The sequence below is a fragment of the Microcystis sp. M015S2 genome (assembly GCF_020245945.1).
Taxonomy (GTDB): domain Bacteria; phylum Cyanobacteriota; class Cyanobacteriia; order Cyanobacteriales; family Microcystaceae; genus Microcystis.
In genome coordinates this window covers 15,632-27,446 of sequence record NZ_JADBTX010000024.1, presented here as the reverse complement: position 1 = coordinate 27,446, position 11,815 = coordinate 15,632, and the positions used below count along the sequence as shown (strand labels likewise).

The following is an 11,815-nucleotide window of genomic DNA, read 5'->3' as shown; positions in this document are numbered from 1 at the left end:
GTTCGATAGCTGGAATGTATATCTATCGTTGCTAATTCAATTTTACTTAAAAAATATGAGGCAATTAAAATAATTTTTATTCGGGTAGATTCCTTAACTAGAAAGACTTTTGGTCTTGAGATAATATTAGGTCGAGGTCTAATCCGGTTATTAAAGACTGATTATCTATTGCCCCTTTTGCCTTTTGCAAGAGTGCCTTTTGCCTGTCCTGATATGTAAGCCTATACTCAACAGATTTACTATTAAGCGATACTACTGCGCTTTCTCGCTTCTTTATAAGATGTTCCCACATCCTGTAAACCGACTTTAATCATCTGTTGTTCCAAAAGGGCAAAAAAACGCAAGCGATCGCCACCTTTAATCACTGCTAAATTGTGCGCTTCCGCTAAGGCGATCGGATAACCATAACCTTTTAACACCTGGGCTAGTAAAATACTCAAAGAGCGATCGAGTAATTCTCGCTCCTCTACCACCCAAGCAGGAACTTCTACCCTAGCGATTTCCGTCCCCACATGGAGATAACAGAAGTAAATGCGATGCTCATCCCCATAAAGATCGAGGATTTTCAAAGAACTGCGCCAAAAAGGACTTCTTTGTCCCGGTTCCAATAAATAACCCCAGAGAGAAGCATCCCGGAGAGGATCGACGACGCGACAAGGGGTTTTTTCTGGGTCTAAATCACCGCAATTGATCAAGCAATTGGGAGTATCATGGGGACAAGATTGTAAACGCAGGAAATTTAAGCCTTCCGTGCTACGAGAAGCACTAATATAACCCATAAGCGGGATTCTAGCTGATTTTAAATCGTCCCAAGACTGAAAAATCGGTGGCAAAATTAAATCTTTTGCTTCCGGGGGGAGACTATCGATAAACCAATAGATCAAAGAACCATCCACGAGGGCTAAATTTGGTTCATAATGGGCCCCGGGGGGTTTTACCCAACGAGTAGCCATTTCTGCTAACATTTGGCTTTCTAATACCGTCCGACGATAACTCATCCACTCATCGACGCGAATACCCCACTGTTTAGAAATGTAGAGGTCTTCTGATTTGTAATAGACTTCGGGAATGCTATCGAGGAGAGGGTGCAAATTTTGACCATAGTGCAACATGATCCTACCGATGTTAATTAGATAACAGTAGGCGATTTCGTGGTGAGAAGGGGCAATTTGGGAACCATCCGTGGCAAAAACGCTATGACTTTCGGGAGGGGGAAGGATACTAACGCGGGTGTCGAGAGGTTCGATCGGTAGCGCTACGGAGAAAATTAGGCGATCGTGCCAGTTATGATAGAGTTCTAGCAGTTTTTCCTGTTGCTGTTGAGCCTGTTCTAAAAGAATTTTAGCCCGTTGCACTCGCTCGCGACTAGCTGCCACTTCCTGTTGAAAATGTTGACTAATCCCTGGCATTTTTGCCGCTAATTTGGCAAGATCGAGCATAACTATCCTCTCCCTGACTTTTTTTGATGTTATCGCAATTTCCTGTCTCTAATGCTAATTTTGTCAATTATTGCCAAATTTATCCATAATACCTGCAGTTGCGTCCTTTCCTATCACAGCGATCAAGATTTTGTTATCTAACCAAAAAGACAATCTCTAACATCTAAACCGGAGAAAAGCACAATCGCGTACTTGACAACAAGAGCAACAATTTGCTATAATGACCTTTTGTCAACGATTTGACCTTCGGTAATAGGAGTTCAGAGTAACCTTAGATACAGCCCTATCATGCCCACCATTCAGCAATTAATACGCGACGAAAGATCCAAAGCGAAAAGAAAAACCAAATCTCCCGCCCTCAAACAATGCCCCCAACGTCGGGGAGTTTGTACAAGAGTATATACCACCACACCGAAAAAACCCAACTCAGCCCTACGGAAAGTCGCTAGGGTACGTTTGACATCTGGATTTGAGGTGACAGCCTACATCCCGGGCATCGGTCATAACCTGCAAGAACACTCGGTCGTCCTCATTCGCGGCGGTCGGGTCAAAGATCTACCCGGAGTCAGATATCACATCATTCGCGGCACCCTCGATGCCACCGGGGTGAAAAACCGTCAAAAGGCGCGGTCTAAGTACGGAACCAAACGCCCCAAACCCGCCGCTAAATAAACAGGGAATTGATTAACCAAAAAAATACTCCCACCGAGTCGGTCAAAGTTAACCCAAGAGACTGAAAACTCGCAGGAGAGGGTTTGAGATGGGCTGTAATCATCCGACTGTCAAGCAAAAGTTAAAGTTAACCTAGAAAATTCAGGAATATTCCGATGTCTCGCCGTAAAAACGTCAAAAAACGTCCTATTCCCCCCGATCCCGTTTACAATAGCTGTTTAGTCAGCATGACCATCCGCCGGATCATGCGATCAGGCAAAAAATCCTTGGCCGCTAATATCGTTTACGATGCCCTGAAAACCGTCGGCGAACGTACCGGTCAAGAACCCCTAGAAGTATTTGAAAAAGCCGTTAAAAACGCCACTCCCCTAGTGGAAGTGAAAGCCCGCCGGGTCGGTGGAGCCACCTATCAAGTACCGATGGAAGTACGGAGCAATCGTGGTAGTACGTTGGCACTACGCTGGTTAGTCCATTATGCTCGGACTAGAGGCGGCAAAACCATGGCTGGTAAACTAGCTAACGAGATCATGGATGCGGCCAATGAAACTGGCGGCACGATCAAAAAACGGGAAGAAACCCACCGGATGGCAGAGGCAAACAAAGCCTTTGCCCACTATCGTTACTAAGAAAGATACTTTAAAGATACTTTAAGGGCGGTGGACTACACCGCTGCCGCCAAAAAACTGTCAAGAAAAGTATAGAATTGTAAATAGTGTAAAAAATCCTAGAACAAAATCCCATCACTGGCAAGCAAAGCAAGGAGGTTGCTGTGGCACGGACTATCCCGCTAGAGAGAGTGCGAAACATCGGAATCGCCGCTCATATAGACGCGGGCAAAACAACGACAACAGAAAGAATCCTGTTCTACACGGGAGTCGCTCATAAACTGGGCGAAGTCCACGACGGAACGGCAATTACCGACTGGATGGAACAGGAACGGGAGCGAGGAATCACCATCACCGCCGCCGCCATCAGTACCAGTTGGCAAGATCATCGCATCAACATCATTGATACCCCTGGCCACGTCGATTTCACCATTGAAGTGGAACGTTCCATGCGGGTACTCGATGGAGTAGTGGCGGTTTTCTGCTCTGTTGGTGGTGTACAACCCCAATCGGAAACCGTCTGGAGACAAGCCGATCGGTACAAAGTACCCCGGATTGCCTTTGTCAACAAAATGGACAGAACGGGAGCGAATTTCTTCAAAGTTTACGAACAATTAAGAGATCGCCTCAGAACTAACGCCGTTCCCATCCAAATGCCGATCGGCGCGGAAAGCGAACTGAGCGGGATCATCGATCTCGTCAAGATGCGCGCCTATATATATAAGGACGATCTAGGGAAAGACATAGAAGAAACCGACATTCCCGAAGACTTATTGAAAAAGGCCGAAGAATTCCGCCTGCAGCTGGTGGAGGCTGTAGCGGAAGCCGATGAAGAACTCCTAGAAAAATATCTAGAAGGTGAAGAACTCACCGAAGCCGAAATCAAACGCGGTCTCAGAGAAGGGACGATTGCAGGTACAATTGTTCCCGTCCTCTGCGGGTCGGCTTTCAAAAACAAAGGGGTACAACTGCTCCTCGATGCCGTTGTCGATTATCTGCCCTCACCCTCGGAAGTAGCCGCCGTTAAAGGGATTCTCCCCGATGGTAGCGAGGCAATCCGGGAGGCCAAGGACGATGCGCCCTTCTCGGCCCTCGCCTTCAAAATCATGGCCGATCCCTTCGGTCGTTTAACCTTCCTGCGGGTCTATTCCGGTGTGTTAGCCAAAGGCAGCTACGCCTACAACTCCACCAAAGGAACCAAAGAACGGATCGCTCGCCTGATCGTCCTCAAATCCAACGAACGGATCGAAGTGGATGAACTGCGCGCCGGAGACCTAGGAGCAGCGATCGGGCTGAAAAACACCATTACCGGGGATACCCTCTGTGATGAGAAGAACCCGATTATCCTAGAATCCCTCTTTATCCCCGAACCGGTTATCTCCGTGGCGGTGGAACCGAAAACCAAACAGGACATCGAGAAACTCAGCAAAGCTCTGCAAGCTCTCTCCGATGAAGATCCCACCTTCCGGGTCAAAGTTGATCCCGAAACCAATCAAACGGTAATCGCCGGGATGGGAGAACTGCACTTGGAAATCCTCGTCGATCGAATGCTCCGGGAATACAAAGTCGAAGCGACGGTGGGTGCTCCCCAAGTTGCCTATCGGGAAACTGTGCGGAAACCCGTACGGGCCGAGGGTAAATTTATCCGTCAAAGTGGCGGTAAAGGACAGTACGGCCACGTCGTCATTGAACTCGAACCGGGTGAACCGGGGTCTGGCTTTGTCTTCGTCTCCAAAATTGTCGGCGGTGCTATCCCCAAAGAATACATCAACCCGTCAGAACAAGGGATGAAAGAAGCTTGCGAATCGGGGATCGTTGCGGGTTATCCCGTTATCGACCTGAAAGCAACCCTGGTAGATGGTTCTTTCCACGATGTGGACTCCTCCGAGATGGCCTTTAAGATTGCCGGTTCCATGGCGATCAAGGAAGCGGTGATGAAAGCTACCCCCGTTCTCCTAGAACCGATGATGAAGGTCGAGGTGGAAGTACCCGAAGACTTCATCGGTAACGTCATCGGTGATCTTAACTCTCGTCGGGGACAAATCGACGGTCAAGAAACCGAGGCCGGCATCGCCAAAGTCTCCGCTAAAGTTCCCTTAGCGGAAATGTTTGGTTACGCCACTGATATTCGCTCCAAAACCCAAGGACGGGGCATCTTCACCATGGAATTTAGCCATTACGAAGAAGTCCCCCGCAACGTGGCCGAGGCGATTATCGCCAAAAGTAAGGGGAACGGCTAATCAGTAATCCAGTGACCGGTGAGCAGTGAAGACAAACCGATCATTTAAATTTGATCGGTCAACCCTAATAACTGCTAACTTAAAACTGATCTCTGGTGACTGATTACTGTTCACCCACCTGAAGAAGAAAAAAAAACAAAGGAACAGAAAGTAAATGGCACGCGCTAAATTTGAACGGACGAAACCCCACGTTAACATCGGCACGATCGGTCACGTTGACCACGGCAAAACTACCCTCACCGCCGCTATCACGATGACCCTAGCGGCTCTGGGTAATGCCCAAGCTAAAAAATACGATGAAATCGATGCCGCTCCCGAAGAAAAGGCTCGCGGGATCACCATCAACACCGCTCACGTTGAGTACGAAACCGCCAGTCGCCACTATGCACACGTGGACTGCCCCGGCCACGCGGACTATGTAAAAAACATGATCACCGGTGCGGCACAGATGGACGGTGGTATTCTCGTGGTCTCGGCCGCTGATGGCCCGATGCCCCAAACCCGGGAACATATCCTGCTGGCTCGTCAGGTGGGTGTACCTAACCTGGTGGTCTTCCTCAACAAAAAAGATATGGTGGACGATGAGGAGTTACTGGAACTCGTAGAACTGGAAGTACGCGAACTTCTCACCAGTTACGACTTTGCTGGCGACGATATCCCCATTATTGCTGGTTCTGCTAAAGAAGCCCTCGAGTACATGACCAAAAACCCCAAAGCCCAAAAAGGCGATAACGAGTGGGTAGATGCGATTTATGAATTAATGGACGCGGTGGATAGCTATATTCCCACTCCTGAACGGGCGATCGATAAACCCTTCCTGATGGCGGTGGAAGACGTATTCTCGATTACTGGTCGGGGGACGGTGGCTACCGGTCGCATCGAACGCGGTAAGGTAAAAGTGGGTGATAACGTGGAATTGGTCGGGATCAGAGAAACTCGCCCCACCACCGTTACTGGGATCGAAATGTTCAAGAAAAGTCTTGAAGAAGGAATGGCTGGCGATAACGCTGGTATCCTTCTGCGTGGTATCCAAAAAACCGACATTGAGCGTGGCATGGTTATCGCTAAACCAGGAACGATCAAACCCCACACCCAGTTTGAAGGTGAGGTGTATGTGTTAACTGCAGGAGAAGGTGGTCGTCACACTCCTTTCTTTAAAAACTATCGTCCTCAGTTCTATGTACGGACAACCGACGTAACTGGCACTATCCAAGACTACACTGCCGACGATGGCAGCACCGTAGAAATGGTCATGCCTGGAGACCGGATCAAAATGACTGTGGAACTGATCAACCCGATCGCTATTGAACAGGGTATGCGCTTCGCTATTCGCGAAGGTGGTCGCACCATCGGTTCTGGCGTTATCTCGAAAATTATCAAGTAGGCTAATCTACTAATTAACGGGGCAGTGAATTTAAAAGCTGCTCCGTTACTGTCTTTATCTCGTACCTTGACAATTGCAATAGGTGAAATTATGGCTACGTTACAACAACAGAAAATTCGCATTCGTTTGAAAGCTTTTGACCGGCGCTTACTCGATACTTCCTGTGAGAAGATTGTCGATACTGCCAATAGAACTAACGCCACGGCCATCGGACCGATTCCCCTACCGACCAAAAGAAAGATTTATTGTGTCCTGCGTTCCCCTCACGTTGACAAGGACTCCCGTGAACATTTTGAAACCCGCACCCATCGCCGCATTATTGATATTTACCAACCCTCTTCTAAGACAATCGATGCTTTGATGAAATTAGATTTACCCGCAGGGGTTGATATTGAAGTTAAATTGTAAAAAATGCCAAAAAGATGTTATCGCTAACATCTTTTTTTCTTAGAGACTCTTTGTCATGGTGTTTCTCGTCTAGTTTTTGTGGACGAGAATCGCCATTAGATACCCCAGCAGCCCATCAAGGTGGCGGTTGCTCTTTAAATATTGATACTATTGGGGATGCGAGAGGGTTTCAGGAAAATATAAGGCGTAATTCGGGTTGAATTGCGCCGATCGATCTCATTTTCGATCGCTTTTAATTTAGCTTGGAAAACCGCCAAAATCGGGTAAGTGCGTTGATCTGGGAAATCATTTCGGGATGGATAACCAAAACGGTTGAATTGAAAAGCTGTTAAAGTGTGCATAATTTCCAATTGATAAGTGGCCTGGGCCTGGGGGGGCAAAAGACGGAGAATATAATCCATATCCACCTCCTCAGATGCTTTGGGAGGAGATTGATAACCGGCTAGGGGAATATTCGCGCAAAAGGCGAGATAATCGTATTGAGAATAATTAACCGCCGCGTGTTGTGGTCCAGCAATAAAAATTATCTGGGTGACAACTTCGATTAATTTGGCTAAAGTGTCTAATTTTCCGTCAGAAACTAATTTTTTAATGCCTCCACCTTCAGGTGACATCAATTTTCGCACCCAAGCTTGTAATTCTGTATCCTCGTTTACATCCGCGTCGGAAGTATAGTAAAGACTTAGGTAATCTTTGACGTAGGTTTCCGTTGCTTGCCAAAGTAAGAGAGCATCGTCTCGGTAGGGGTAATCTGGTAGTCGGGAGGTATCATCGACTTGGCGGAAGGCTAATTGCTTGGGTAGGGTATAATCGGCGAAATTATCCAATCTTTGACGATAGGAAGTCTTAATTATCTCGATAGATGCTTCTAGCGTCCCCGCTAATAGACGATCAACGAATCCGCCTGGGCTAATTAACTCGCTCTCGGCTAAAGTATTAATAGCGAGGGTAAATTGAAAATGAGGTTTTAATAGAATTGCCAGAGGATGATTGAGTGCTAACTCGGTAGCTGTGGCTAAAACAAAAGCTTCCGCTACTAAATGGGTATGGCTGAGGTGACTAACTAATTCATGATGATTTCCGTCGGCAATTTGCACGAAAATCTTCGCCATTAACCAATTAAGTCCGTCATCGGGGGTATAGATGCGCTGATTAGGTACGGTCGGATCCTGATACAATTGAATGGCAACCGGTACTAATCCCCCTTGACCGCGTAAACCTCTAGCGCGCCAACAGAAAAGGACAAGAGGTGCTGTTGCGGTTTTCATACCCCTTTGATAACTGCCTAAAGTTAGGTTGTTTAGGGGGGCATAATCTGCTAGAAATAAGTTACCCTTAGCGGCTTCCGAGGCAATGGTTTTATCGGGTCCCATGGCTTTTTGGAAGATAGCATCGCTGACGGGGAAATTATCCGGTATGCTGCTAATCCCGCGGATGACCATGGGATTTAATCCCGCTAATCTTTGGTAGGCAAAACTTGTGTTAGATTGCCAAGTTTTAATACTTGTGGGTTTGGGAAGGAGAGGAAAAAGTTGTTCGTAATCTTCTAATTTGTCAAAGGGATCAAAGACATTTTCTATTTTCGTGGCCACGCTATTGGCAATTAAAGCACTCAAGCCTTTACGCAGCATTAATTGATAGGAAATAGAGAAATTTTCTTGGGCAGGTAAATCTTTGACGAGGGTGATACCACTAACGGAATCATAGATGTAGACTTGTTTTTGTCTTTGTAGTAATTCTTGTCGTTTGATAGAATCAGCATCATTTTGGGGTAGCGATGGTATCATCAAAGTAACTCCTTGTCTAAAAAATTAGAACTTAAAAAACTTAGTCTTTTTCCTGGCACTAATAGGCTAGTCAAAGTAAAGAATTACCTCCAACAAAAGGGTCTTTTGAGGCGAATTACAGGCTAGATATAGTGTCACCCACTAATATACCGGTAGAACCTGGTTAGATTGCAGAAATATCGCCTCTGTTTGTAAAACTTAATATATTAATTCTCTGACTGATGAGGTACAAAGTTACTGGTTTGAGGTTGGGGAGATTTTATCAGTGAACAGTAAACAGTGAACTGAAAACTCGCATCTATAACTGGTAACTGATTACTGATTACTGAAAAGGCTGACGGCTAGAATAACTGATTGCTAAACCGTTTGTAGGGGAAAACCTAAAGCTTCTCGTTGCTGTAAATACAATTGAGCAACCTGTCGCGCTAAATGGCGAATTCTGCCGATATAACGGGTTCTTTCAGCTACAGCAATCACACCTCTAGCATCGAGTAAATTAAAAGTATGGGAACATTTGAGAACATAATCTAGACTGGGAATCACCAGAGAGCGATCGATTAATTGTTTAGCTTCCTGTTCATATAAACTGAATAAACTAAATAACAACTCAGGATTAGAAGCCTCAAAATTGTAGGTACATTGTTCGATTTCATTTTGTAGAAAAATATCACCGTAGAGGATATTTTCATTCCATTGAATTTTATTAATTGCCTCCACATCTTGCAGATACATGGCTAATCTTTCTAAACCGTAGGTAATTTCGATCGCCACGGGACGACAATCGATACCCCCACACTGTTGAAAGTAGGTAAATTGGGTGATTTCCATACCATCTAACCACACTTCCCAACCCACACCCCAAGCGCCGAGGGTGGGAGATTCCCAGTTATCTTCCACGAAGCGAATATCGTGATCTTCTGGGTTAATTCCTAACACCCGGAGGGAGTCTAAATAGATTTCCTGAATATTATCGGGAGAGGGTTTAATTAGGACTTGATATTGATAGTAATGCTGAAAACGATTGGGATTTTCGCCATAACGGCCATCCGTAGGACGACGACAGGGTTCCACATAGGCAACGGCCCAAGGTTCCGGACCAATTGCCCTTAAAAAAGTATGGGGACTCATGGTTCCCGCACCTTTTTCGGTATCATAGGGTTGAGCAACTAAACAACCGCGATCAGACCAAAATTCATTTAATTTAGCGATAACAGCTTGGAAAGTTAGAGACATGGGAAAAAGTAAAAAAGCGGGTTAGGGGAATTATAAATTATGAATTATAAATTATAAATTATGAATTGGGAAGTGGGGAGCTTTTCAGTGATCAGTAAACAGTAAACTGATAACTGATAACTGACGGTTAAATTCATTGACTTAATTTTAACTGTAAGCGAAAGTGAACGGGGGTAGAAGATTGGGGGAGAATAACTAATTCATAAAATCCCTCTTCGGGTAATTGACCGGACCATTGCCGATCGCTAGACTTGTCTAAGAGAGTGACCTTGCCACTGGGAGAGTAGAAAGATAGTAAAACTTCGCCTTCCGTCTCTAAATTTAAGTCTAACCGATCACTGGAACGCAATTGTATTGCATAGGCTTTTCCTTGTCCCTCGCTGATAATTGCCTCGATCACTTCCTCTCCCCCCGCGTCTAAACTTTCGATCGCTTGGTAGGATAGGCCAGACTGTAAAGATTGTAACTGATTCCAGGCCAAACCACTCCACAATTGCCCTAGACTACTATCAAAATTTGGTCTTTCTGTCAATTCGGGAAATAGCTGAAAAAAGGCAGTATCAGTGAGTAAATTAAGGACTCTACTGCTTAATCGTAACTGATTCACTTGTTCTCGCCATTTTTCTCGCTGTTGCTCGTCGTAGCTACCTAATGCTTCTCTAGTGCCAGAATCGAGACGGTCTAAGCGATCGAGGATTTCTGCTGCTAAAATATCTCTTTGTTCCTGTTTCTGTTTTTCCTCTTTGATATTCCCATAGCGGAGGCTAAACAATTCATTGACGAGATTTTTAAAAAACTGACTATCAATTCCCAACTCCAGACGGCGCTTTCTCATCTCAGCTTTCCGTTGCCATGCCGGATCTGTGGCAGAATTAAAATTATTTTCTTCCGTGGCAAAAACGGGTTTAACGGTTTGGGGTTGATTGCTGTGTTTAACCCACTGTTTACCGATTAACCAGCCTATTGCCGCCGATAATAGCATCAAGAGGCAAAAAATAGCGATCCTGCTGGAACAGCCGAGAAAAACGGGCGATTTATTCCGAGAATTGGCGGCCATTGTCTCCTTAGACGATTTGGGGTTTTGATCTGTAAAGATGAGATTAACACAAATAATAGGCTAAGACGCATTTTAAGCACCTATCCTGAGATTAGCTGAATCTCACCCAACCCCTTTACTGTTGCCCCTTGTCCCGTCTCAACAAGCAGTTTAAATACAAGGACAGCTTATTATTCATAGCAGATAACCATGACTACGACTCAACCCCTATCCCCTAGCCAAACCGCCCGAAAAGATGAGATAATCTTCCCCAAGGGCGAATTTTGGAGTGATGAACCGCCATTGGAAAGTAATTTACATCTAACTCAGATTATTTTATTGATAAAATGCCTAGAATGGTTATGGCAAGATAGAGAAGATTACTTTGCAACCGGGAATTTAACCATCTACTACAGTCCCAATCAGAAAAAATCAGAATACTTTAGAGGACCCGACTTTTTTGTAGTATTGGGAACAACTAGAAACCAAAACCGGAAAAGTTGGGTAGTATGGCAAGAAGAGGGAAAATATCCTAATGTGATTATAGAAATCCTCTCAGAAAGTACCGCTAAGACTGATAGGGAAGAAAAGAAAGAAATTTATCAGAATACCTTTAGGACTCCTGATTATTTCTGGTTTGACCCCTATAGTTTAGAGTTTGAAGGATATACGTTAATTAGGGGAAAATATCAACCGATTGAACCCAATCAGCAAGGTTGGTTATGGAGTGAAGAATTGGGCTTATATTTAGGGATCTACGCTGATAAATTGCGTTATTTTAGTTCTAGGGGTCAGTTAATCCCAACACCTGAGGAAGCCGCTCTTCTGGAGAAACAGGCCAAAGAATCTGAACGTCAACAAAAAGAACTGGCTTTACAACAACAAGAACACGAACGTCAGCAAAAGGAATATGAAAGACAACAGAAAGAACTGGCTTTACAAAAAATTGAGCAATTAACGGCAAGATTAAGAGAATTAGGCATCAATCCTGATGAAAACCTGTAGGGGTGC

At 45.2% G+C, this 11,815-nt stretch carries 10 protein-coding genes; 6 read left to right on the top strand and 4 right to left on the bottom strand.

Annotated features, from left to right (window positions below; all coding sequences use genetic code 11):
- Positions 1-242: 242 nt before the first annotated feature.
- Entirely contained in the window at positions 243-1,439 is a 1,197-nt protein-coding gene (locus IM473_RS05640) for a DNA double-strand break repair nuclease NurA (protein ID WP_287659071.1), read from the bottom strand.
- A gap of 288 nt (positions 1,440-1,727) precedes the next feature.
- On the opposite strand from IM473_RS05640, the gene rpsL reads away from it, so the two are divergent.
- The 5 genes from rpsL (at position 1,728) to rpsJ (ending at position 6,748) form a co-directional block, all read left to right on the top strand.
- Positions 1,728-2,111: a 30S ribosomal protein S12 gene (rpsL, locus tag IM473_RS05635; RefSeq protein ID WP_002740176.1), complete on the top strand. Its 384-nt coding sequence runs from the start codon at positions 1,728-1,730 to the stop codon at positions 2,109-2,111.
- A gap of 155 nt (positions 2,112-2,266) precedes the next feature.
- Positions 2,267-2,737, top strand: a complete 471-nt coding sequence (gene rpsG, locus IM473_RS05630) for a 30S ribosomal protein S7 (protein WP_002758831.1) — start codon at positions 2,267-2,269, stop codon at positions 2,735-2,737.
- A gap of 143 nt (positions 2,738-2,880) precedes the next feature.
- Positions 2,881-4,956 (top strand): elongation factor G, encoded by a 2,076-nt coding sequence (gene fusA / locus IM473_RS05625; protein ID WP_287659070.1) that lies wholly within the window; start codon positions 2,881-2,883, stop codon positions 4,954-4,956.
- Positions 4,957-5,110: 154 nt separating this feature from the next.
- Entirely contained in the window at positions 5,111-6,340 is a 1,230-nt protein-coding gene (gene tuf / locus IM473_RS05620) for an elongation factor Tu (RefSeq protein WP_287659069.1), read from the top strand.
- 90 nt (positions 6,341-6,430) lie between these two features.
- Positions 6,431-6,748 carry a 30S ribosomal protein S10 gene (rpsJ, locus tag IM473_RS05615; protein ID WP_002800099.1) on the top strand — a complete coding sequence of 106 codons (318 nt, stop codon included), beginning with the start codon at positions 6,431-6,433 and terminating at the stop codon, positions 6,746-6,748.
- A gap of 134 nt (positions 6,749-6,882) precedes the next feature.
- On the opposite strand, the gene IM473_RS05610 is transcribed toward rpsJ, so the two are convergent.
- From IM473_RS05610 to IM473_RS05600, 3 genes are all read right to left on the bottom strand, one after another.
- Positions 6,883-8,535 (bottom strand): lipoxygenase family protein, encoded by a 1,653-nt coding sequence (locus tag IM473_RS05610; RefSeq protein WP_002800102.1) that lies wholly within the window; start codon positions 8,533-8,535, stop codon positions 6,883-6,885.
- Between the two features lie 357 nt (positions 8,536-8,892).
- Positions 8,893-9,768 (bottom strand): glycine--tRNA ligase subunit alpha, encoded by an 876-nt coding sequence (gene glyQ, locus IM473_RS05605; protein ID WP_287659068.1) that lies wholly within the window; start codon positions 9,766-9,768, stop codon positions 8,893-8,895.
- Between the two features lie 133 nt (positions 9,769-9,901).
- Positions 9,902-10,825 (bottom strand): serine/threonine protein kinase, encoded by a 924-nt coding sequence (locus tag IM473_RS05600; RefSeq protein WP_287659067.1) that lies wholly within the window; start codon positions 10,823-10,825, stop codon positions 9,902-9,904.
- Positions 10,826-11,014: 189 nt separating this feature from the next.
- Between IM473_RS05600 and IM473_RS05595 the strand changes: the two genes are divergently transcribed.
- Entirely contained in the window at positions 11,015-11,809 is a 795-nt protein-coding gene (locus IM473_RS05595) for a Uma2 family endonuclease (protein WP_287659066.1), read from the top strand.
- The last annotated feature ends 6 nt before the right edge of the window (positions 11,810-11,815 follow it).